The following is a 23,571-nucleotide window of genomic DNA, read 5'->3' on the forward strand; positions in this document are numbered from 1 at the left end:
GATATAATTGGCGCGGCTATCTAAAGTCGCTCGGGATTCACGCGGACTATGTATACGACGCGTCGCCCGAGGCGCGCGCCGCATGGATCGGCACAGAGCATCGGATCGAGACGCGCGCAGAGCTGACGGCGCTCCTGCCGGAGATGGCCGTGCTCGTTACGATGCGCAATGCCGCGCCTGTCATGGGAGAACTGCGCGCGCTTGGCACGAATGCCTTTGCGGCGACCGTGAACTTCTTCTCCTTTGACGCGTGTCTGCGCTATGAGGGACATCCCGAGATGCTGCGCACGATGGAGCGCGAGGCGCTTGCCCTGCTCGAGCTCTGTGCGGACGATACCTCGCGCGAGATCGTCTGCCAAACGATAGAGAAAGATTTCGACGAGGCGCATGTGGGCATCGACTGCATCCCCGATCAATACTTCGTTCCGTCCATTATGCCGCTGACCGATGAAGAATGCTTCGTCGATGTCGGTGCGTACGACGGTGATACAATGGATGCTTTCCTGCGCGCCGTACATGGGAAGTACCGGCATATCTATGCTTTTGAAATGTCGCGGCGCAATTTTGCAAAACTCTCTCATAAAGGGACGACCGATCCGCGCTATGACGCGGAGAAAATCTCACCATATCCGTACGGATGTTCCAATACGGGGGTGGATGCGCTATCACGAAAACGCCACCAGCTCCGTATTTGCCGAGGACGGTTCGGAGCGGGCGGAGTTCCGCCCCTTGGACGAGGTGCTTGGGGAGGCGCCCGTCACACTCGTCAAAATGGACATCGAGGGCGCGGAACCCCTTGCGCTGCGCGGGGCGGAGCGCATCATCCGCGAGCACGCGCCGAAGCTCGCCATCTGTACCTATCACCGCGCAGAGCATCTGTGGGAGATCCCCGCGCTGATCCGGGAGATGAATCCCGCGTATCGATTTTATTTTCGGCATCATGACACGGATGAAACGGAGACCGTGTGCTATGCCATTATTTAGGAAAGGGAAATCATGGAAGAACGCTCAGAATATCAGAAGAAAACGGAGCACGACAAGCGCGAAAAGCTCCGAAAGATAAAGCCGAAGGTCGTTGCGAAATTCGAGAAATACGAGGAGCTTCACGCACGCGGACAATTCACGCCGATTGTCGAATTTATTTATGACTATCGTTGTAATATGACCTGCCCGCATTGCAGCAATCTTTGCTTTTCGCCCAAAAAACGTTGGCTCACACCCGAGATCATCAAACGGTTCTGCGACGAGGCGGATGCTTTGGGACTTGCACAAATGAGCGTATCGGGCGGCGAACCGCTGACATTTCCCGATCTTGAGGATGTTGTCAAGGCGATCGGACCCGATCGGTTCCACATCAGCATGAGCACGAACGGCGCACTGCTGACGCTAGAGAAGGCGAAATGGGTGAAGTCCATCGGCATCGATAAACTAAAGATCAGTCTTGACTGTATTGACGAGAACGGTCCCTCCTTCCATGACAAGGGGCAGACGAGCGCGGCGCTGCGAGCACTCGATAATGCTTTGGCGGCAGATTTGCAGCCCGTCGCGCAGACCGTGGTCACGCGTCAGAACTGTCAAACGGAGCAGACAGAGCGCATGGCGGAATACTGTCAGGAACGCGGCATACAGGTGGACGTTCTGCTTGCAAAGGCGATCGGTCGCTGGGAAGGACAGGAGGAGATCCTTGTCAACGGATCCGACTTGAAATATCTTCGCAAACTTCATGAGAGATACCCTGTTATTCACCTAGATACCTTCCCCACTTATCAAGAGAAACAGGGATCGTGCGGCGCAGTCAAGAAGATCCTCGTGGTGACAAAGTACGGGGACGTGATGCCCTGCGTCTTTATGCATTTTTCGCTGGGCAATATCATTGATGATTCGCTTGCAGAAATCCTGCGGCGCGGTCTTTCTGTAAGGCATTTTCGGGAGAGCAGCCCGATCTGCCTCTCGGGCGTGGATCGCCGCTTCATTAAAGATCATATGTCGAAATTCTACGGAAAAAAACTGCCGATCGATTACCGGGAGGCGTTCTCCGAAGAGGATTTTGTCAAGGATGATGATGCCGAATGAGCGCAGTGCGCTACACCGAGCTGAAGAACACCGCACGGCACAATCTGCGCGACGTCATTCCGCTCGCAAAACCCTATACGCTGCTCATCGAACCGTCAAGCACATGCAATTTTCGCTGCCGCATGTGCTTTCAAAGCGCGGCGGAGGAAAAATTTAAGGAAAAGCGTCATGTCATGGATATGGCGCTCTTTCGGCGCATTATCCGGCAGGCGCAGGCGTGGCAGGGCGAGCGGTTCAAGGTGCTCAAGCTCTGCATCTACGGCGAGCCGTTCACGAACCCGCATTTTATAGAGATGCTGACGCTCGCACATGCGGCGGACATCGCCGACCGCATCGAGACAACGACGAATGCGTCACTGCTCACCGAGGATATCTGCCGCGGGCTCGTGCGCGGGGGGCTCGACTATCTGCGCGTCTCCATCTACTCCGCGATCCCCGCGAAGCACCTCGAGATCACGGCGTCCGGCGTACCGATGGCGCGCGTGCATGACAATCTGGCAATGCTGCAGCGCGTAAAGAGGGAAATGGGCAGCGAGCGCCCCTTCATCGCGTGCAAGATGCTCAACACCTACGACGAGACGGAGAATCAGACCTTTCGCGACGCCTATGCGGACGTGGCGGACGAGATCTACCTCGACGAGCCGCACAGTTGGGTGGAGATCGACGGCGAGCAGTTCATCGACCGGCTCTACGGCGCGGACATGGGCAGGGTCGAACGACACCTCACGGGGCGCAGCGCGTGCCCTATGCCCTTTACCACGCTTGCCGTGCGCTCCAACGGCGCGGTTGCGCCCTGCTGCAACGATTGGTTCGGCGGGACGAATCTCGGCAATGTGCGCGAGGAGACCATCGAGGAGATTTGGAACGGACGGCGCATGTACGATTTTCAGGTCATGCAGCTTGAGGGGCGCAACCGCGAGAACATCAGTTGTCGGGGCTGTTCCGTCTACAAGAGTGCGCACTATACGCGGGACGATATCGACGGCGTGCCGGTCTCGCAGCTGCGCCGCCCGATCGAAAAAACGAGGGAATGTATATGAACGGGAACACATTGGTCTATGGGCTTGCCCATGACTACGAGGAACATCAAGACTGGATCGCGGCGCATTTTCATGTGACCGGGTACTGCGACCAAGACGAGAGCCGCCTGCCTGCCGCAGGGGCGGTCCGCAAAGAAGAACTGCGCGATCGCCTTGGGAAATTTGACATCGTGCTCGTCACCGCCGATCCCGTGAGCATCGTGGAGGATCTCATCCGCACCTTTGACGTACCGGAAGAGAAAATCCGCGTGCTTTTTTACGAGATGGCGAAAGAGGAACCGGCGCTACGCAGATTTTACGGCGAGAATGCCGAGGATGCGCTGCTCATGCTCGTCTGCGGAGAGCTGGGGCTGCCGCTGCGCGGACTGACCTATATCGAGGTCGGGACGAATGATCCCGTGCGGTTCAACAACACCTACAACCTCTATCGTGCGGGGGCGCGCGGACTGCTTGTCGATCCCCTGCCCGCCGTCGGGCGTCTCGTCGCGATGGCGCGCCCCGGCGATCGCTTTCTCCATGCCGCGGTATCGGCAAAGAGCGCGGCGGAGCCCATGACGTTCTACGCGAGCAAGAGCTCCCTCGTCAGCAGTCTCTCAGAGGCGCATCATCACGCATGGGACGGCATCACGCACAATGAAGTCTATGAGATTCCCGTCGACGTGATCGGCATCAATGAAATTGTAGACACATGCCCCCCCCTAGTAGACATGCTGCTCGTGGATGCCGAGGGCGAGGACGAGAAAATCATGCGCGCCCTCGACTACGCGCGGTTTCACCCCGCCGTGATCATGGTCGAGATGGATCATCTCGATACGAGCCGCGCGGCGCTCATAGACTTTATGCGGACAAACGATTACCTCGAATACACAACGATCGCGTACAACACCATCTTTGTCGCCAAAGACGCATGGGAGCGGCGGTGACCTGCACCGGGCATCGTGAAACTTAGGAGTATATCATGAACCAGCAAAAAGACCGTGCCGTACGGCTCATCCGCGAAAACCTCACATCCGCCGTTGCCGCATGGCAGGCGTGGTATACGGAGCTAATCGAGACGTTCCGCGCGGAAATGTGCTATATTTGGGGTGCGGGCGAAGTGGGACGCGCCGCCGCGCATATCGCAGCACACGCGGGCGGACGATGCGCCTTTGTCGATCGTGATGCGGGCAAATGGGGAACGCATATCGGGAAGGCCATATGTATCTCCCCTGAGGAACTGCGTGCCGTGCGTGATCCGTTGGTCTTGATCGCGGTCGGACTGCATGGCAAAGCCGTTGCGGCACAGCTCGGAGAGATGGGGATTCGCCGTGTCATCGACATGGAACATATCTCCATGAGCGCGATGTATGATGATCTCTGCGACGCCGACCCGGAGACCGTGGCGGAGCGTGCCGGCGCATGTTTTGACCTGCTCGCAGACGAGGCATCGCGTGACGTGCTGTTGACGCGTCTGCGCGGATTTTTTGATTTCGTCCCCGGCTTTGGTAAATATCGATACTACGATGACATCTACCGCGGGGATCAGTACTTCCAAGATGACCTGATTCATTTCAATGAGGAATCTGTACTCGTTGACTGCGGCGCATATACGGGTGACACGCTGGCGGATTTCCTCCGGCGCGGGCTTCCGTTCCGCAAGTATATTGCCTATGAACTCAGCCACAAAAATTATGAGATTCTGGAGAAAAACATGCGTGTCCACGGGGGGGGGACAGGAGAGCTCGTCGCCTACAACTGCGGCGTAGGCGCGCGGCATGAAAAAATTTTCTACAGTGACGTTGTGTCCGCATCCGCGATTACGGCGGAGGGCATTCCCGGCGAGATCGTCCGCATGTCGGATCATCTAAAGGACGAGGACGTTACCTTTATCAAAATGGACATCGAGGGCGCGGAGCGGGATGCTCTCACGGGTGCGGCGGAGCTCATTCGGCGCTGCCGTCCGGAACTTGCGATCTGCGTCTATCACGCGATCTCGGATCTTTGGGAGATTCCCCTCATGATCCATGACATTGAGCCGTCCTACCGCCTCTATATGCGCCATCATACCCCGCTCATCTACGAAACCGTTTGCTATGCAGTGATTTAAGGAGCGAATATCTATGCAGTGCCGTATCTGCGGGCAGGGGATTCCGGGGGATCCCCTGCTTTCCTATCACAATATGCCGAAGTCGGCGCAGTTTTTTCCGGCGCTCGATGCGGCGGAGACGGAATGCGGCGTCGATCTGGATCTCTATCAATGCGCATCGTGCGGGATGCTCCAGCTCGGCGGAGAACCCGTGCCTTACTATCGCGAGGTGATCCGTGCGACGCGTGTATCGAGGGAGATGCGTGCGTTCCGCGTGGCACAGTTCCGTGACTTTATCGCGCGGTATCGTTTGCAGGGGAAACGCATCGTTGAGATCGGCTGCGGCGGCGGCGAATTCCTCTCGATGATGGCGGAAGCGGGGGCGGATGCCGTCGGCATTGAGTACGCGGAGAATCTTGTGCGGCAGGCGCGCGCAGAGGGGCATACGGTCTATCCGATGTTTCTTGAGGAGGGATCGGAGGAAATCCCCGAGGCACCGTACGATGCGTTCTACATTCTGAGTTTCCTTGAACACAACCCCGATCCCTGCGCGTACCTGCGCCGCATTGCGCGCAATCTGATGGACGGCGCGGTCGGCATCGTGGAGGTGCCCGATGTCGATATGATTCTGCGGGAGCGGCTCTATGCGGAGTTCATTCAGGATCATCTGCTGTACTTCACGGAGGACACGCTGCGGCGGACGCTTGAGATGTGCGGCTTCGAGGTGCTTTCCTGTGCGTCCGTTTGGCACGGCTATGTGCTCTCGGCAGAGGTGCGCAAACGGCGGAAAATCGATGTCTCGGGCTTCCTCACGCAGCAGGCGTCGATGCGCCGGAGCGTCGATGCGTTCCTTTCGGAAATGGAAGCGGAGGGGCGCGTGACCGCCGTCTGGGGGGCGGGGCATCAGGCACTCGCCGATCTCGCGCTGCTCGGGATGGTGGGGCGCATCGACTGTGTGCTGGATTCTGCGGATTTTAAGCAAAATAAGCAGACGCCCGCGACGCACATCCCTATCGTTGCGCCCTCTGTGCTCGCAGCGGGGCGGATCGGAGCGGTGCTCGTGATGGCGGGGAGCTATTCGGAGGAGATTGTGCGCATTTTGAAGCGCGAGCATCCGGAGGTCGTGCGTGCCGTATTTACGCCCGGCGGGGTACGGCGGGCATGATGCGGCGCGTACTTGTGACGGGGGCGGCGGGCTTCCTCGGGTGGAACCTCGTTCAATATTTACTGGCGCAGGGGTTCTTCGTCGAGGCGATTGTGCGCCCCGCGTCAAAGAGCAATGCGCGCCTCCTTCCGCATCCGCATCTGCGCGTCGTTCCGCTCGCGATGGAGGAGATCGCCCATTTGCCGGAGCATGTGACGGAGCCGCTTGACAGTGCGGTGCATCTGGCGTGGGATCCGCGGCGCATGGACATGTCGGTGCAGATGGAGAGCCTTTCTGCGGCGGTGGAGCTTGTCACGGCGCTCGGGATCATCGGCTGCCGCCGGTTCCTCGGCATCGGTTCACAGGCGGAGTATGGGAACGCGGACGATGTGATGCGCGAAGATGCCGTGCCGCATCCCGTGACGCCCTACGGTGCGGCGAAGGTCGCCGTGCTCCATCTGACGCGCGTGCACGCAGCGGTGTGCGGCATGGACTGGATGTGGGGGCGTGTGTTCAGCGTTTACGGGACCTGTGAGCCGGCGACGACGCTGCTCGCATCGCTTGCGGCGGCGCTCCGGCGCGGAGAGACGATGCGGATGACGGCAGGGACGCAGATGTGGGACTATCTCTATGCTGCGGATGCGGCGGCGGCGATGACGGCGCTTCTTACGCACGGCAGGGCGGGCGAGGTCTACAATATCGCGCACGGTGATGTGCGCCCCCTGCGATCCTTTACGGAGGAAATGCGCGCTCTGCTCGCGCCGGATGCGGTGATCGCGTACGGGACGGCGGATCGTGCGGCGTTGTCGCTGCGCCCCACCGTTGAGAAAATCGCTGTCCATACGGGCTGGCGTGCGGCGACGTCCTTTGCAGAGGGCGTGCGGCGGACGTATTTGCCGCACGAGGGAGGGAGCATATGAACGATCTAGTATTTTACCGTGGCAAACACGTATTCCTCACAGGGCATACGGGCTTTAAGGGCATGTGGCTGACGATGCTCCTCCTGCGCGCGGGGGCGGAGGTGACGGGCTATGCGCTCGACGCGCCGACGCCGGAGGGGGCGGAGACGCTCCGCCGGCTCGGTATTCTCGATGAGATTCGCTCTGTGCACGGCGATGTGCGCGATCTCGCCGCGCTGCGCGCCGCGTTTGACCGGGCGAGCCCGGAGGTCGTCTTTCATCTGGCGGCGCAGCCGATCGTGCGCACGGGCTATGCGGCTCCTGTGGATACGTTCACCGTCAATGTGATGGGGACGGTCAATCTCCTCGAATGTGTCCGCACGAGCGATACGGCGCGCTCCGTGCTCGTGGTGACGACGGATAAGGTGTATGAAAATCGGGAATGGGCGTGGGGCTATCGCGAGTGCGACCGTCTGATGGGGCGCGATCCCTATGCGGCGAGCAAGAGCTGTGCGGAGATCGCGGTGCACAGCTACCGCGAGAGCTATTTTGCGGACGGTGCGGTACGCCTTTCGACGGCTCGCGCGGGCAATGTGATCGGCGGCGGCGATTTTGCGCCCGACCGCATCGTCCCGGACTGCATTCGCGCGGCGCTGCGCGGTACGGTGATCGATATACGGAATCCTGCGTCTACGCGTCCCTATCAGCATGTGCTCGAACCGCTCGCCGCCTATCTCGCGATCACGGCGCGGCAGGCAGAGGACGCGCGTTTTGTCGGGGCGTGGAATGTGGGCCCCGATGATGCGGACTGTGTGACGACGGGCGCACTCGCCGATCTGTTCTGTGCGGCGTGGGGCGAGGGGCTGCGTTGGCGCACCGCAGGGGACGGCGGCCCACACGAGGCACATTTTTTGAAGCTGGACGCATCGAAGCTGCGGGCGGAGATGAACCTGTATCCGCGCTGGGACATCCGCACGGCGGTCACGCAGACGGTACGATGGGCAAAGGCATGGCAGGCGGACGCGGATATGCGCGATTTCAGTGCGCGTCAGATACGGACATTTTTAGCGCAGGGCTGAGGTTTTGCAGAAAGGGAGAGCGGTGTATGAGCGAAGCGGAGATGCGCGGGGAAATCCTTGCGATGGTGCGGCGGTACTGTGCGCTGTATCACCGCCCGTCGGAGGAGTTCCACGCGGGAGATCGTCTGCCCTATGCGGCACGGGTCTACGACCATGAGGAGATGGAGGCTCTTGTCGAGAGCGCGCTGGAGTTCTGGCTGACGGCAGGGCATTATACGGAGGAGTTCGAGCGGGGACTTGCGGCGTTCCTCGGGGTGAAATACTGCGCGCTCGTGAACTCGGGTTCTTCCGCGAACCTCCTTGCCTTTATGACACTCACCTCGCCGCTCCTCGGCGACCGCGCGGTGCGGCGCGGGGACGAGGTCATCACGGTGGCGGCGGGATTTCCGACGACGGTCGCGCCGATGATTCAGTACGGGGCTGTGCCGGTCTTTGTGGATGTATCGCTGCCGACGTACAATGTGGATGTGTCCTTGCTTGAGGGGGCGCGCTCCCCGCGGACAAAGGCGGTCATGCTCGCTCATACGCTCGGCAATCCGTTCGATCTCACGGCAGTGAAGGCGTTTTGTGACCGTCACGGGCTCTGGCTTGTTGAGGACAACTGCGACGCACTCGGGTCGCGCTACACGCTGGACGGTGTAGAACGATATACGGGGACGATCGGAGACCTCGGGACGTCGAGTTTTTATCCGCCGCATCATATGACGATGGGGGAGGGCGGCGCGGTCTATACGAACGATGCGCTGCTGAACCGCATTGTGCGCTCGCTGCGCGACTGGGGGCGCGACTGCGTCTGCGCGTCGGGGCAGGACAATCTCTGCGGACGCCGGTTTGACCGGCAGGATGGACAGCTTCCGCGCGGCTACGATCACAAATATGTCTATTCGCATTTTGGATATAATCTGAAGGCGACGGATATGCAGGCGTCGATCGGCACGGCGCAGCTGAAAAAACTGCCTGGCTTTATAGAGCGGCGCCGGCATAATTTTGACCGTCTGCATGCAGCGCTTGCGGATTTAGAAGATGCGTTTATTTTGCCGGAGGCGACGGCGCACAGCGTACCGAGCTGGTTCGGGTTCCTGCTGACATGCAGGGAAGGATACGAGCGCGCGGCAATCGTGCGGCACATCGAGTCGAAAGGGATCCAGACGCGGATGCTCTTTGCAGGCAATCTGACGAAGCATCCCTGTTTCGACGAGATGCGTGCGGCGGGGACAGGCTATCGCATCGCGGGCAGTCTCGCGCAAACCGACCGCATCATGAACGATACGTTTTGGCTCGGCGTCTATCCGGGGCTCACGGATGAAAAGATCGACTACATGGCGCGCATTATCAAAGAAGCCGTACACGCATCAATGCGCATACGGCAATCGAGTGAAAGAGGCATATGATGGAGCAGGAACAACTGCGCGGGCTTCTGGATATATCCGTGGAGGCGGCGGACTATCTTTTGGAGAAGTCCGCGTCCGGTGCACCGGATGAGGAGACGCGCGAGCTGCTGGACAATCTGCGGCAGATCGCGGCGCTCGTCGAGACGGAGATGCAGGCGGCGGAGGGAGGTCTGCGGCAGATCTATCTCTATGCGAAGAATGTGCAGGCATCGCTTGACGATATAGACGCGCGCCCCGAACGCTTCGCGCGGATCATATGCATGGAGATTCGTCCCTTTGTGCGTGAGATGCAGCAGCTGTGGGCATTCCAAACCGATGTGCTCGCCTCGGGCGAGCATATTGCCGCATACCGCCGGAATGTCATGGAGCAGATGGAGGCGCTGCATGATGCGCCGCAGGAAGAATATCCATACGAAGTTTCTATTGTTCTGCTCGGGTATAATAAACTGGAATATACCAAGTGCGCGGCGGAGAGTATTCTCGCGCACACGGATTTTTCGCGCGGCAATGTCGAGCTGATCGTGCTCAACAACGGATCGGACGACGGGACGCGGGAATATTTTGAACAACTGCCTCATGCGAAGGTGATGAACTTAAAACATAATATTTTGGGAACATACGCCTATACGCATGTGGTGACAGGGAAATACTTTCTCGGCTTCTCCAACGATGTTGTCGCAACGCCGCATTGGCTGGATCATCTGCTTGCCTGCATGAAGTCGGACGCGCGCATTGCGATGGCGGTGCCGACCTGCAATGAGGGGAGTATTTCGAATTTGCAGGGCGTGCCTATTCCATATCGAAATACGTTTGAGGATATGGAGAAAATGCAGGTATTTGCGGCGGATTTTAACCGTCTGAATCCGCGGCTGTGGGAGGATCGCAGTCAGCTCATGACGTTCCTTGCCATCATGCGCAGCGATATGATTCGCTTGATCGCGGCAGATCCTGTCTTTACAAAAGCAGAATTTGTGGACGACGATATGTCCACTGCACTGCGCCGTACAGGGTGGCGGCAGGTGCTCCTCAAAGATACCTTTATGCATCACTTCGGCGGGGTGACGCTCAGTGCCGACCGCGTGCGGGAGAAAGGGAACGCGCTCGATGCGATGCGCCGCGTCTATTATGATAAATGGGGCGTGGATGCGTGGGATTCGCGGGGCTGCTTCCCCGGTGTGGAAAATATTTGGGATTGGCACGCATTTGCCGCGGGGGAGCGCGTGCTGATGCTTGAACCGCGGTTTGGCGATCTCGCTTGTCAAATTTACAACCGTTACCGCATGGAATCCGCCGCAGTGCATATGACGGCGGCAGTATTCGATGAACGCTATCTGCCGGATACGGACTATCTTTTTGATGCGACAATCGCGGCAGACTCCATTGGAGACGCCGCCGCACGCTGCGCCGCAGCGTATGATCTCATCAGCGCCGGATGCTATTTGGACGAGCTGCCTTTGGGCGATGTCATCGCAAATTTAGAGCAGCTATACGGACTGCTCGCGCCGGGCGGACTTCTGCTGCTCCCCGTGCGGAACCCCGGCAGTGCCTATGAACTCTCGCATCTCATGAATACAGGCATGCGGGCCGTCTATATGTGTCCCGATGAAGTCAAACGATTTTCCTCCATTGCATATAAAAATCTGCTCGCTGCACTGCATGCGCATCCCCAGCTGCATTCGTATCGGACATATTCTATCATGTTTGAGGCGGATCAACCGCTTGCGGAGAAGCTCAAGCCTTTACTCGAACTGCAGCACGATGTGAGCAGGGAGGAGGCGGAGCTGAGCCTTCACGTCCATATGTTCTTCCTCGGCATCTCTAAGCCCTCGGTGTAGCGGATGTTCCCCGCCGCCTGCGCGCCTTTTTTACGGTCAGTAGAAATGCGGTCGCGTACGCGGTGATGGGGATGGCGCAGAGGAGCCCGATGCTGCCGATGAGCGAGCGTACGATCTCGGCGGCGATCATGTTGAGGTTCAGCACGCGAATGAGGTCGATATTTGGCTGCGCGGAGATGAGGAGAATGAGCGGCAGTGCGCCGCCGATATAGGCGAGGACGAGGGTGTTTGCCATTGTCCCCATGACGTCGCGCCCGACCGACAGCCCAGAGGAGACGAGCGCTTTGAACTTTGTCGCGGGGGCGAGCTGCTTCATCTCGTACTGCGCGGCAGCGATGGAGACGGCGACGTCCATGACCGCACCGAGCGCGCCGAGGATGATGCCCGAGAAGAGCAGTTCGCGGAAATCAACATCCTGCAGATAGAGCACCTTGAGCATGGTCGCCTGCTCTTCGTCGATGCCGGTCAGGTACGTTCCGTGAATGGCAATCAGCGCCAGAATACCCGCAACGAAGATGCCGCCGATGGTGCCGATGATCGCGCCCGCCGATTTCCGATTCCGGCCGCCGATGATGAGCTGCGTGGCGAGCGTGATGACGCTGCCGATGAGGAACGTCCAAAAGAGGATGTGCGACGGGGAAAAGAGGATGAAGGAGATCAGCCCCTTTGCGATGAGGAGCACCGCAAAGAGGAGGACGAAGAGTGCCTTGAGTCCCGTCAGCCCGCCAAAGAGCACGAGGAGAACGCCAAAGCCGATGAGTAGCCACACGATTCCGGGCAGGCGGTCATAGTCCGCGATGGCATAGCCCTCGCCTTCGGCGCGCAGGAGCACCTCCTCACCCGCCTGCGGGTGGATGTCAAAGGCGGGATTATTCGCAGTCGCGTGCAGGAACGAGACCTCTGTACCTGCAGCAGGCCCCGACGTGAGTCGTGCCGTCACGTCGTACTGGACGCTGCCGGGGGCAAAGGAAGAAAATGCGCCGTCCGTCTGTGCCGCGGAGATGATTTCCGCCTTGTAGGTCGGGGGATCGCCGTCCTCGCCGCCCGGCAAGTGGAAGATGCAGTAGAGCAGCACGGAGAGCGAGAAGCAGACGGCGAGAAAGCGTGCAAATCGGCGCGGGTGAATTTTCATAGCAGGCAGCCTTTCGTCTAGCAGTGGGAATGATTGAAATTATCATACAATAAAAACGTGATAATTGCATGAAGGAAAATGGGGCGTGTGCGCAGGATAAAACTTGACGAATCACATCGGAAGTCATATAATAAGCATAGAAAAGGTGCTGTATCTGCGGTGACGCGGTAAAGCCCCATATATGTGTTTTGGAATTAACCGCCACAAGATTGGAAGCTAGGGGCGGTTACTTTCTTTGTAGGAGAACCACGAGGACGACGAGGAGCAACAAAGTTACATTCGTGTTATCCATGGCGCTCACCCCCTTCCAGGGGTAAGAGTTAACCGCGCCTCCGCTGTGCAGAACAGCACCTCAAAACCATTATATCAGCTTGCAGGCACGATGACAACGTGCCTTTTTGTTTTGGCTATACCTCGGCGATGACCTCGATCTCGCAGAGCGCGCCCGCAGGCAGCGCCTTGACGGCGAAGCAGGAACGGGCAGGTTTGCCTGTAAAGCAGCGTGCGTAGACCTCGTTGAATGCGGCGAAGTCCGCGATGTCCGCGAGGAAGCAGGTCGTCTTGACAACGCGTGTGAGATCCGTGCCGGCGGCTGCGAGCACGGCGCCGAGGTTTTTGCAGACCTGCTCTGTCTGCGCGTCGATCGCTCTTGCCGTGATCTTGCCCGCAGCGGGATCAATGCCGATCTGTCCCGAGGTATAGACGAGATTGCCGACCCGCATGGCTTGGCTATATGGGCCGAGGGCGGCGGGGGCGTTGGGGCTGTGGATTACTTCCATTTTTATCCTCCTTAAAGACGTGACGCGGGATTTTCGCGCCTAGCGTCGTCACATCGTCAAACACTTCGGTCGACGCAGCGCTGCTGCGACTCCACTCGTGTTTTCCTCGTTCCTAGCTATGCATCGAAACTTCCGTGTCACTTACGTCGCGGTTATCGGACGCGGGGTACATCCGCGCACCTACGAAAAGAAGCCGTCCAAAATCCTTGAGACGGCTCCTTCCGGTTCGGGTCAAAAATCAGCTAATGGTCGTGACGCGTATGGCGACGGAGCTTGCCTCGTTGTAGGTCATGCCCGCGACCATGACGACTTTATCGCCCTGCGCGACGTAGCCGTGTGCGAGTGCACCGCGCGTGCAGGACTCGATCATCTCCTCGACGCTCGACCATTTGCGCCCGAGGATGGAGTAGACGCCCCAGCGCAGGTTGATGTGGCGTGCGACCATGTGGTTCGGCGCGTAGGCGACAATCGTTGCCTTCGGGCGGTACTTCGACACAACGCGCGTGGTGTAGCCGGACTGGGTCGGCGTGAGGATCGCCGCCGCGCTCGTCTCGTACGCGAGCTGTACGGTCGCGTGCGAGACGGCGTCTGTGACGGAGGAGCGTTCGCGGATGCTGCGCGAGCGGATGATGGTGTCGTACTCGAGCGATTCCTCCATGCGCAGGGCGATGGTACTCATCATCTTGACCGCCTCGACGGGGTAATCGCCGCTCGCGGTCTCGCCCGAGAGCATGATGGCGTCCGCGCCGTCAAAGATGGCGTTGCCGACGTCCGAGACCTCCGCGCGCGTCGGGCGCGGGTTCGTGGTCATGGATTCGAGCATCTGCGTGGCGACGATGACGGGCTTGCCGACGGCGTTGCACTTGCGGATGATTTCCTTTTGGATGACGGGGACATCCTCTGCCGGAACCTCGACGCCGAGATCGCCGCGCGCGACCATGATGCCGTCCGAGACGGCGAGGATCGCGTCGAAATTATTGACGCCCGCGAGGTTTTCGATCTTTGGGATGATCTCCATGTGTCCGCCGTGCTTGGCGATGAGGTGTCGGATCTCCTCGACGTCCGCGGGGCGCTGGATGAAGGAGGCGGCAACGAAGTCCATGTCGTTCTGGATGCCAAAAATAATGTCGCGCTCGTCCTGCTCGGAGATCGCGGGCAAGCTCAGCTCGATGCCGGGCGCGGCAACGCGTTTGCGCGTGGACATGGGACCGCTATTCTGGATCGTCGTCACGATGTCCTTGCCGCGCACCTCGTCAACGACGAGTCCGACGAGACCGTCCGAGAGGAGGAGCGTGTCGCCGGGTTTGACCTCTTCCCAGAGTTTCTTATGGTTGACGCTGACGTGCGTCTCGTCGCCGGGCGCGTCGTCGTAGGTCAGTGTGAATTTGTTCCCCTTTTCGAGATGCACCTTCCCTTCGGCGAACTCGCCGAGGCGCATCTCCGGTCCTTTGGTATCGAGGATGAGCGAGATGACCTTGCCCGAGCGCTCCGCCGCCGCGCGCACCTTCTTGATGCGCACGAGGTGTTCCTCGTGTGTGCCGTGGGAGAAGTTAAAGCGCGCGCAGTTCATCCCATTCTCGATGAGCGCGTCCACAATCCCGTCCGGATCGGTCGACGGCCCCTGCGTGCATATGATCTTGGTTTTCTTCAGCATCATAAATATCCCCGCCTTTTAATCCCTGAGTGTTTGTAACTGATAATATTTTACACTCTTTTTTAGGAGAAGTAAAGAACGGCGCGGTGTTATTTGAAAAATCCGCCAGGCGGTACGCTTGCAAATATCTCTCATTTTTATTATAATAAATGAAGATGTGCGGGGGATCCCGCGAAAATCTTCTCTCTGCGTTAGGAGGATGACTGATGAAAAAATTTCTTTCTGCCGCGCTCGGCGCGGTCGTAGGGCTCGGGCTCTATGCGGCACCCGCGGATGCCCACGGCGTGTACTTTGCCAATCGTTTTGACCAAAAGGCGCTCGTTCTGGGCGAGGGGCCGATCGACAATGCGTATGATCCGGCATGTGCGCTCGGCATCGATGCGTACGATGTGGACTTTATGCCGACGACGATTGAGCGCGTCGATTACAGCGACCACATGTCCGTTGTCCCGTCTGACCGGCTCGGCGTGACGGCGACGTTCTTTGACTACGGGTATTTCGCAAAGACAACGGACGGGCAGGTCATCCCGACGCGCGACTACTCGAACATCGAGAATCTCGTCTCGGTGACGCACGCGCGCAAGTACAATGTGCACTATTGGAGCGACGCGGTAAAGCCGGGCGGGCTCTACAACGTGCCGATCCAGATTGTGCCGAGCGTGAACCCGCTGACGCTCCGCCGCGGCGATACGCTCGAACTCCGCATCTATAAGGACGGTCAGCCGTACGCGAACGCGCCCGTCATCGCGGACGTCATCGGCAATCTCGCATCGGAGATGCAGGCGGATGCGAACGGCTATGTGTCCGTGCGCGTTGCGAACAACGGACTCAACGTCATCGGCGTCGAGGTCGCGTTCCCGACCGCCGATCCGAATGTGAAGGAGAAGGTGTTTAGTTCGTTGTCCTTCATTCTTCCCGCCGAGTGAGTGAGACGTGACGTGCGATCTTTGCGCACAGCGTTGTCATATCGTCGAATGCTTCGCTCGGAGTAGCCTTTTTACTACGCCTTCGCTTGCATTCTCCTCATTCCTAGCTGTGCATCAAAGCTTGCACGTCACTTACGTTACGGTATGAGGTGAAATCGTGACACGGGATTTTGGCGCATAGCGTCGCCATTTTTGGCGAACGCTTCGTCGACGTAGGGGTCATCTACGCCGTCCTTGCGTTCGTCTCAATTCCTTGCTCTGCATCCAAACTTCCGTGTCACTCACGCTGCGGCGGGGCAGCACGAGATTTTGGCGTATCAAATGAGACAGCCACCCTGCGCAACCATGCGTCCGGGCGGTTGTCTCGTTTATTTTATGGGGGAGTACCAATGAAACATCAAATAAGCGACGCCTACATCCCCTTCGTCTTGGGGCGTCAAGCGGCGCTCGATGCGGTACGCGCGCATGTTGGGGTGCGGCTCTCCTCCGCCGCCGGTGATGTCTTGCGTCCGGAATCTGTCCGCGCCGTCTATGTCCCTTTTTGGCGGTTTCGTACCACTGCAATGTGCGAATATCGCGGTGCGTGGGACGAGGAGCAGGACTATGAGGACAGCGACGGGAACTGGCAGACGGACACGGATCGTCATTACATCAGCGGCACGGCACACTATGATCTCGATGACGACATCCTTATCTGCGGTGCAGAGGAATATACGGATTTTTTCGAGGAGGGGCTTTTCCCTTATGACCTTTCACAGGGAGAAAACGGTGTCCCGGGGCATACGGCGGGCGTTGATATTGTCTCCTGCACTGTCAATTCACAAGACGCGTGGGACGGTGCGCAGGCGGAGATACAGGACTTGCTTGCAGGAGGCATCGAGGATGATCTGTGCGGAGAATATCAAACGCAGTCGGCAGAGGTGCATACGCTCCATATCTCCTATACAGACGTTGTGCCGGCGTGCATCCTCCTGCCGCTTTGGGTGACCTCCTTCATCCATGACGGCGCGACCTATAACGTCTGTGTGAACGGTCAGACCGGAAGTGTCTGCGGGGATCTGCCGCTTGCTCCGCGGCGCACAGGATGCCTGGCGGCAGCGGCGGCGATACTGTCTATATTGCCGGTTTTATGGCAGTAACGTAAAAGGAGCATCGTGATGGGATGCTCCTTTTTGGTATGCCGGTTTATCCTGTGACGGGAGGTCGTGTCTCTTTCCGTCCACCTTACACAAACAGATCGTTCAGCGCCTCGCTCATGGTCGGGTGGTTGTAGATACTCTGTCCAAGCGTATGCGCGGTAATGCCGGCGTCAATGGCGAGTTTCATGAGGTTGATCATCTCTTCCGAGCCGGGGCAGAAGAAATGTGCGCCGAGGACTTTATCCGTCTTGGTGTCGACAATCGCCTTGAGCAGACCGACAGGGTTCCGAAAGACTTGCGCCTTTGGTACGGCGGCGGCCTCGAGCTTCAACACGCGCACGTCGTATCCCGCTGCACGCGCTTCATCCTCGGTCATACCGACGCGCGAGAGCGGCGGATCGAGGAAGACGGTGTAGGGGACGGCGCCGCGGTTCTCCGTTGTGCGTGCCCCTGTACCGACGAGCTGATCCCGCACAATGCGGAAGTCGTCGAGCGAGATGTAGGTGAACTGAAGTCCGCCCGTCACGTCTCCCATCGCCCAGATATGCGGCACATTGGTCTGCAGATGCGCGTCCACGGCGACCGCACCGCGCGGCGTGACATCAATGCCTGCTGCCGCGAGTTCCAGCCCTTCGGTGTTGGGTTTACGACCCGTGGCGAGGAGAACCGCATCGGCGGAGATGGACTGCTCGCCGACAGAAGTCCGAACGACAACCGTCGTCTCTGCCGCACTGTCCTCAATGTGCTGCGGCGCGGCGGCGGTCAGTACGGTGATGCCGCGTGCCTTGAGCGATGCCTTGACGCGTGCCGCGATCTCCGCGTCCTCGCGCGGGATGAAGTCCGCACCGTGCTGCACGACCGTGACCTCCGAACCGAAATTCGCATAGTACGAGGCGAACTCAAGTCCGATATAGCCGCCGCCGATGATGACGAGACGGCGCGGGAGTATGTCGAGCTCCATCATCGTCTCGCTTGTATAGCACCGCGTACTCTCCGCCGCGCCGGGGATGGCGGGGATGATGGGCAGGGCGCCTGTATTGATAAAGATGCGCTCTGCATATACCTGTGTCTCTGCGCCGTCCTCGGCGGTCACACAAACGGTGTGCGCATCAATAAAACGGGCCTCGCCGTCGAGGATGTCCGCGCCCGTACCCGCGACTTTGTCGTAGTTCTTTTGCCGCAGCATGGCGGTGAGACGGCGCTTCTCGGTGATGGCAGCCGCGTATCGGCGCGCCTTTTCTTCGAAACTGCCGCCCTCCGCCGCCGAGAGGCGTGCGCTGTATTCGAGCGATTTTGACGGGATGCACGCGACGTTGATGCAGGTGCCGCCGTAACGCTGTTTCGAGCGTTCCACGAGTGCGGTTTTCTCGCCGCGCTTTGCGAGGAATCCGGCGAGGGTCTTGCCCGCCTTACCGAATCCGATGATGAGGTTTTGCACGTTTATTTCATTTGCCATGATCGGGTCTCCGTTTCTATCATTCATAATATGCGGCTCGCTGCCGCCTGCTTGTATCATAGGCGGTGCAGCGGCACTTGTCAAGAAGGCGGGAGACTGTCGTATCGTATTGTACGGAACGCTCAAATATTCCGACGGGAATTGTACAGGATAATTGCGCTGTTCTCACTTTCCTGTTATAATAAAATGGGATAATCAGGAGGGGGCATCTGTATGCTTAGCAACTTTTTCGTTGCACTTGGCGGCGTGGTGCCGCTCTTCTGCTTGATGGCGGTCGGGCTCTTTGTACGGCGCGTGCGGCTGCTCACGGATGAAGAGCTGTTCCATGTGAACGGCATGGTGTTCCGGGTGTTTTTCTTCTTCATGATGTTCTACAACATCTACGCGGCGAAGCCGGGGATGACGGTCAGCCCGCTCCTCGTGGGACTCGGCGCGGGCGGTGTGCTGCTGACCGCGCTCATCGCGACGGGGGTTGTCTGTATTTTTGAAAAGGACAATGCGCGCCGCGGCGTCATCGTACAGGCGGCGTACCGCGGGAACTACGTTCTCATGGGCGTGCCGCTCGTGGCTAATATCTTCGGATCGGATGCGGTCGCTATTCCGACGATGATGATTGCTGCCGTTGTTCCGTTCTATAATGTGCTCTCGGTGTTCATACTTGAGACGTTTCGCGGGGGACGGTTCGATCTCCTGAATATCCTGCGCAGTGTCGTGATGAATCCCATGATCCTCGGCGGTATCCTCGGAGCGCTCTGCCGCGCGGCGGAGCTGCATATCCCCGCACCGATCCTGAGACCTGCCGCAGAGATCGCGGCGGCGACGACGCCGGTAGCCCTCATCATCCTCGGCGCATCGTTCCGGGGCGGGAGTTTCCATACGCATTTACCGCAGCTCATCGGAGCGGTTGCGGCACGTCTCGTCATCGTACCGGGGATCATGCTCGCGATCGCGATCGCCCTCGGCATGCGGGATGTGGAGCTCGTGACGCTCATCGCGATCTATGCAACGCCCTGTGCGGTCGCCGGCTTTGCCATGGCGCAGCAGATGCACGCCGACGCAGAGCTCGCGGGGAACTGCGTCGTCTACAGCAGCGCACTCTCGTGTGTGACCATCTTCGGGTGGGTATTTTTGCTGAAGAGCTTGGGATATTTTTGAGAGAGGAGGCGAAGTGTGGCTAGCCTGTCGCTGTGGGAACGCTATGCTTCCTATCTCCTGCCGCTGCTCATTGTCTTTGTAGACTATGCCGCCGTGGTGGCTGCGGAGCTCCTTTCCTATCAGCTGCGCCGGCACTGGCTGCCCATCGCCGATCCGCATTTTTATATCCCCGACATCTATATCTTCGGCGTCGTTCCCTTTATCTTTCTCGGGTTCCTGTATGCGATGGGGGCGCGCAGCCGCAACATGCCCTTTTGGGTCATGGTGCAAAAGATCTTTTGGGCGTGTGTCTATGCGGTGCTCATCATCATCCTGCTGATGTATTTCGCGCAGGTGAGCGAGGTGGTTTCGCGTATCTTTGTCGGCGTGACAGGGATACTCGCGGTGCTCTTCCTTTGGAGCGGGCGCTATCTCTACCGCAAATGCGTGCGCTCGCTGCATCTTTTCCGCGTGCCGGTGCTTTTCATCGGGGCGGGGCTCACGGCGGAGCGCGTGCTGCGGTCGTTTGAATACGACGCGGGATTTGACTACCACATCGTAGGCTTCCTGGACGATCACCCTGTCAGCGATAAAATCGCGGCGATGTACCCGATCCTCGGCAGATTTGACGATGCGGAGCGTGTCATTCGCACTACCGGAGTGCGCGATGTGATCATCACCGCACCCGGGATGGAGCAGGAAGCGCAGGTGCGGCTCATCAACCGCATTCAGCCGCTTGTTACCCGCGTTATCGTCGCGCCGAATCTCATCGGGATCGCGATGGGGCGGCTCACAGCCATCAGCCTCGTGAGTGAGAAGATCATCCTGCTGGAGACACATAACAACCTGCGGAGTGTCTTCAACCGCGGACTGAAACGCACCTTTGATCTCGTGTGCGGCGTTTTGGGGCTCGTCGCTGTGTTCCCCATTATGGCGGTCATTGCCGTGATGATCTACCTCGACGATCCCGGACATGTGCTCTTTGCGCATCGCCGGGTCGGTCAGAACGGCCGCATGTTCCCCTGCTATAAATTTCGTTCTATGGTAAAGGATGCAGAGGCGCGTCTCGAACACTATCTTGCCGAGAACCCGGAAGCGCGCGCTGAGTGGGAACGGGACTTTAAGCTGAAGGACGACCCGCGCATCACGCGCATTGGTCATTTCCTGCGGCGTACAAGTCTCGATGAACTCCCGCAGATCATCAACGTCATTCGCGGGGAGATGAGCCTTGTCGGACCGCGCCCCATCGTTGAGAAAGAGATCGAGAAGTACGGCGACCTCATCGCGGACTACTATCTCGTTCCACCCGGCATCACCGGGCTCTGGCAGGTCAGCGGCCGCAGCGACACCACCTACGACGAGCGTGTGCAGATGGACTCGTGGTACGTGCGGAACTGGTCGATTTGGCTGGACTTTGTGTACCTTATCAAAACTGTACAGGTCGTATTCAAGAGAGAAGGGGCGTATTGAGTTCGGATATGCTGTTTCTGAAACGATCGCCTGTGCATTGCTGTGATAGATGTGGAAACGGAGCAAGGAAGGGCTTATGAAAGTCGCCGTTGTCTGTGATTGGCTTGTCGTTTATGCCGGTGCGGAACGGGTTCTGGAACAGATCCTGAAACTCTATCCGGAGGCCGATCTGTTTTGCCTCGTGGATTTTCTCCCGAACGACCGGCGTGACTTCATCCTTAATAAAAAGACAAACCCCTCGTTTATCCAGAATCTGCCGTTTGCCAAAACGAAGTATCGCAGCTATCTTCCCTTTATGCCGATTGCGATCGAACAGCTCGACGTCAGCGCGTATGATCTCGTTATATCCAGTTCTCATGCCGTTGCGAAGGGGATATTGACCGGCCCGAATCAAATTCATATTTCCTATGTCCATTCGCCGATGCGATACGCATGGGATCTGCAGCACCAATATTTGAAACAGGCAGGCTTGCAGCGTGGTCTAAAGAGCTGGCTGGCACGCGCAATCCTGCACTATATGCGGATGTGGGATTACCGCACCGCAAACGGGGTGGATCATTTTATTGCCAACTCCCGCTTTATCGCAAAGCGTGTTAAGAAAGTATACGGGCGTGAAGCAACGGTGATCTACCCGCCGGTGGATGTGAGCGCATATACCCTTTGTGAGCAAAAAGAGGATTTTTATTTGACCGCGTCGCGTCTTGTGCCCTACAAGCGCGTGGATCTCATCGTCGAGGCGTTCACCGCAATGCCGGAGAAACGGCTTGTGGTCATCGGCGACGGACCGGAATTCGGGAAAATCAAGAAAAAGGCGGGATCAAACGTCACTCTGCTGGGGTACCAACCCTTTGAAGTCCTTCGCGATAAAATGCAGAAAGCAAAGGCGTTTGTATTCGCCGCCGAAGAGGATTTCGGCATTATCCCGGTAGAGGCGCAAGCCTGCGGCACCCCGGTCATTGCCTACGGGCGGGGCGGGGCGTTAGAGACCGTGATTCCCGGGCGGACAGGAGTGTTTTTCATCAGCAAACGAACTCCGCTATCATAAAAGCGGTTCATGCTTTTCAAGCAGAGGAAAAAATATTTTCGCCTAGAGAATGCCGTGAAAATGCAGAAAGATTCTCTGAGACCACATTTCGAGAGGACTTCGGCAGCTTTGTCGAGCACGTGCTTTATAGCTCCGGTGATTAGACCTACCGGTGGTTGGAATATATCGGGACAGCTAAACTGGGATAGAATTGAAATCCATGAAGAACATAACCGTTGCCTACGTCCTTAAAGATTTCTCTATGGGGGGAGGACCTCGTGCCGTACGTGCGCTATGCTGTGCTATGGCAGATGTTCATATTTTGCTCTATGGAAAAAAAGGAGGGGAACTCTGCGGGGAATTCCTATCCCTGCCGAATGTTGAACTGCGTACCGTCTCTGAATGGAGTCCGTTGACTGCATGGAAAGTATATCGTGAACTTCGCCGTGAAGGAGTTCATATCATTCATTTTCATCATCTTTTACCGGCACTTTACTTCCTTCCGTTTAATAAGATTCCAAAAATTATTACGTTGCATGGATTGCATATTCGTAAATACGATTTTATCAAGGCACCGCTTCGTAAACTGCTTCGCCGGTTTTGTGTCAATATGATTTTATATACGATGGAGAAAATCGTAGTTCTATGTCTTGAAGATAAAAAATATATGTGCAAAGTGTTTTATCATGATAGGGATATCAATAAGGTTGTGGTTATTCCTAATGTGATGGAGCAAGGGCATGATACGGAAATCGCAGACCTTCCTCGAAGAGAGGGACTCAATTTGCTCGTTGTAGCACGATACGATTATCCTAAAGGGCTTGATCTATTGACAGAGATGATAAAAAAAATATCGCGCATGGATACTTCAACGCATGTACCTTTCCAAATTTACCTCATAGGGGATGAAGAAATAATAGGACTGACGGAAGGTACAGAAGGCTATATGAAATATTTAGGAAAGACACTTTCCCCATATGCCTATATGAAGGCGGCTGACTACTTGCTTTTGCCATCGCGGTGGGAGGGATTGCCAATGGCTGCGCTTGAATCCCTTTCTGTTGGTACTAAGGTTATTGCCTCTAATACAGCAAACCTTAATGACTTTGCTGACGGCGAAAATATTGTTACCTATGAATTAGGCAATGAACAGAATTTTCTTCAGGTGCTTGATAGAGCATATCTGAAAAAAGAAAATCCTGTCACATTTGATATGAGCCTGTTTTCACCTGCTCATGTGGGCAAGCAGATGATGGGATTATATATGCGATATATATCGAATATGAAGGAAGTTTAACCGTGTATATCGTGCGTGTATCATTGTGAAATGA

General features: G+C 57.6%; 21 protein-coding genes. 16 read left to right on the forward strand and 5 right to left on the reverse strand.

All coding sequences use genetic code 11. From position 1 onward, the window contains the following. Positions 1 to 20: 20 nt before the first annotated feature. On the reverse strand, positions 21 to 533 hold the full coding sequence (locus HMPREF9162_RS12915) for a hypothetical protein (RefSeq protein ID WP_050782853.1): 513 nt from the start codon (positions 531 to 533) through the stop codon (positions 21 to 23). A gap of 124 nt (positions 534 to 657) precedes the next feature. Between HMPREF9162_RS12915 and HMPREF9162_RS12920 the strand changes: the two genes are divergently transcribed. The 10 genes from HMPREF9162_RS12920 to HMPREF9162_RS01920 are packed head-to-tail and all read left to right on the forward strand — an operon-like array spanning position 658 to position 11,526. Further along, entirely contained in the window at positions 658 to 984 is a 327-nt protein-coding gene (locus HMPREF9162_RS12920; protein WP_050782855.1) for an FkbM family methyltransferase, read from the forward strand. A gap of 12 nt (positions 985 to 996) precedes the next feature. Beyond that, entirely contained in the window at positions 997 to 2,073 is a 1,077-nt protein-coding gene (locus HMPREF9162_RS01880; protein WP_009752653.1) for a radical SAM/SPASM domain-containing protein, read from the forward strand. Further along, positions 2,070 to 3,113, forward strand: a complete 1,044-nt coding sequence (locus HMPREF9162_RS01885) for a radical SAM/SPASM domain-containing protein (protein ID WP_009752572.1) — start codon at positions 2,070 to 2,072, stop codon at positions 3,111 to 3,113. The genes HMPREF9162_RS01880 and HMPREF9162_RS01885 overlap by 4 nt, the downstream gene beginning before the upstream one ends. Continuing rightward, positions 3,110 to 4,036, forward strand: a complete 927-nt coding sequence (locus tag HMPREF9162_RS01890; RefSeq protein WP_009438303.1) for an FkbM family methyltransferase — start codon at positions 3,110 to 3,112, stop codon at positions 4,034 to 4,036. The genes HMPREF9162_RS01885 and HMPREF9162_RS01890 overlap by 4 nt, the downstream gene beginning before the upstream one ends. A gap of 35 nt (positions 4,037 to 4,071) precedes the next feature. Continuing rightward, the gene (locus tag HMPREF9162_RS01895; protein ID WP_009752570.1) at positions 4,072 to 5,199 is read left to right on the forward strand and encodes an FkbM family methyltransferase; all 1,128 of its coding nucleotides are present in this window, start codon (positions 4,072 to 4,074) and stop codon (positions 5,197 to 5,199) included. Between the two features lie 13 nt (positions 5,200 to 5,212). Further along, a complete protein-coding gene (locus tag HMPREF9162_RS01900) occupies positions 5,213 to 6,343 on the forward strand; it encodes a class I SAM-dependent methyltransferase (protein WP_009752618.1) in 1,131 nt (376 codons plus the stop codon). Next, the gene (locus tag HMPREF9162_RS01905; RefSeq protein ID WP_050782857.1) at positions 6,340 to 7,242 is read left to right on the forward strand and encodes an NAD(P)-dependent oxidoreductase; all 903 of its coding nucleotides are present in this window, start codon (positions 6,340 to 6,342) and stop codon (positions 7,240 to 7,242) included. Before HMPREF9162_RS01900 ends, HMPREF9162_RS01905 begins: the two co-directional genes overlap by 4 nt. Then, entirely contained in the window at positions 7,239 to 8,300 is a 1,062-nt protein-coding gene (gene rfbG, locus HMPREF9162_RS01910) for a CDP-glucose 4,6-dehydratase (RefSeq protein WP_009438273.1), read from the forward strand. Before HMPREF9162_RS01905 ends, rfbG begins: the two co-directional genes overlap by 4 nt. A 26-nt stretch (positions 8,301 to 8,326) precedes the next feature. Continuing rightward, entirely contained in the window at positions 8,327 to 9,691 is a 1,365-nt protein-coding gene (gene rfbH, locus HMPREF9162_RS01915; RefSeq protein ID WP_009752748.1) for a lipopolysaccharide biosynthesis protein RfbH, read from the forward strand. Next, positions 9,691 to 11,526 (forward strand): glycosyltransferase, encoded by a 1,836-nt coding sequence (locus tag HMPREF9162_RS01920; RefSeq protein ID WP_037350075.1) that lies wholly within the window; start codon positions 9,691 to 9,693, stop codon positions 11,524 to 11,526. Before rfbH ends, HMPREF9162_RS01920 begins: the two co-directional genes overlap by 1 nt. Here HMPREF9162_RS01920 and HMPREF9162_RS01925 read toward each other — a convergent pair. From HMPREF9162_RS01925 to pyk, 3 genes are all read right to left on the reverse strand, one after another. After that, positions 11,510 to 12,658, reverse strand: a complete 1,149-nt coding sequence (locus HMPREF9162_RS01925) for a YibE/F family protein (protein ID WP_009438317.1) — start codon at positions 12,656 to 12,658, stop codon at positions 11,510 to 11,512. The genes HMPREF9162_RS01920 and HMPREF9162_RS01925 overlap by 17 nt on opposite strands. Before the next feature lie 407 nt (positions 12,659 to 13,065). Then, positions 13,066 to 13,437 (reverse strand): RidA family protein, encoded by a 372-nt coding sequence (locus HMPREF9162_RS01930; RefSeq protein ID WP_009438255.1) that lies wholly within the window; start codon positions 13,435 to 13,437, stop codon positions 13,066 to 13,068. A 238-nt stretch (positions 13,438 to 13,675) separates the two neighbouring features. Further along, positions 13,676 to 15,091 carry a pyruvate kinase gene (pyk, locus tag HMPREF9162_RS01935; protein WP_037350137.1) on the reverse strand — a complete coding sequence of 472 codons (1,416 nt, stop codon included), beginning with the start codon at positions 15,089 to 15,091 and terminating at the stop codon, positions 13,676 to 13,678. Between the two features lie 206 nt (positions 15,092 to 15,297). Here pyk and HMPREF9162_RS01940 point away from each other — a divergent pair, with 206 nt between their 5' ends. Together HMPREF9162_RS01940 and HMPREF9162_RS01945 are read left to right on the forward strand one after the other, a co-directional pair. Further along, positions 15,298 to 16,017, forward strand: a complete 720-nt coding sequence (locus HMPREF9162_RS01940; protein ID WP_009350116.1) for a DUF4198 domain-containing protein — start codon at positions 15,298 to 15,300, stop codon at positions 16,015 to 16,017. A gap of 389 nt (positions 16,018 to 16,406) precedes the next feature. Continuing rightward, complete coding sequence (locus HMPREF9162_RS01945; protein ID WP_009438312.1) at positions 16,407 to 17,156, forward strand: hypothetical protein; 750 nt, start codon at positions 16,407 to 16,409, stop codon at positions 17,154 to 17,156. A gap of 85 nt (positions 17,157 to 17,241) precedes the next feature. Here the strand turns inward: HMPREF9162_RS01945 and HMPREF9162_RS01950 are convergent, their stop codons facing one another. Beyond that, complete coding sequence (locus HMPREF9162_RS01950; RefSeq protein ID WP_037350079.1) at positions 17,242 to 18,612, reverse strand: FAD-dependent oxidoreductase; 1,371 nt, start codon at positions 18,610 to 18,612, stop codon at positions 17,242 to 17,244. Positions 18,613 to 18,825: 213 nt separating this feature from the next. Between HMPREF9162_RS01950 and HMPREF9162_RS01955 the strand changes: the two genes are divergently transcribed. The 4 genes from HMPREF9162_RS01955 to HMPREF9162_RS01970 all read left to right on the forward strand — a co-directional run bounded on the left by HMPREF9162_RS01955 (position 18,826) and on the right by HMPREF9162_RS01970 (position 23,537). Then, the gene (locus HMPREF9162_RS01955) at positions 18,826 to 19,767 is read left to right on the forward strand and encodes an AEC family transporter (RefSeq protein ID WP_009752704.1); all 942 of its coding nucleotides are present in this window, start codon (positions 18,826 to 18,828) and stop codon (positions 19,765 to 19,767) included. Positions 19,768 to 19,782: 15 nt separating this feature from the next. Further along, complete coding sequence (gene wbaP / locus HMPREF9162_RS01960) at positions 19,783 to 21,216, forward strand: undecaprenyl-phosphate galactose phosphotransferase WbaP (RefSeq protein WP_009752538.1); 1,434 nt, start codon at positions 19,783 to 19,785, stop codon at positions 21,214 to 21,216. A gap of 49 nt (positions 21,217 to 21,265) precedes the next feature. Further along, the gene (locus HMPREF9162_RS01965) at positions 21,266 to 22,261 is read left to right on the forward strand and encodes a glycosyltransferase family 4 protein (RefSeq protein WP_254655338.1); all 996 of its coding nucleotides are present in this window, start codon (positions 21,266 to 21,268) and stop codon (positions 22,259 to 22,261) included. Between the two features lie 283 nt (positions 22,262 to 22,544). Then, positions 22,545 to 23,537: a glycosyltransferase family 4 protein gene (locus tag HMPREF9162_RS01970; RefSeq protein ID WP_009752732.1), complete on the forward strand. Its 993-nt coding sequence runs from the start codon at positions 22,545 to 22,547 to the stop codon at positions 23,535 to 23,537. Positions 23,538 to 23,571: the final 34 nt, after the last annotated feature.

The organism is Selenomonas sp. oral taxon 137 str. F0430 (assembly GCF_000183625.1).
GTDB lineage: Bacteria > Bacillota > Negativicutes > Selenomonadales > Selenomonadaceae > Centipeda > Centipeda artemidis.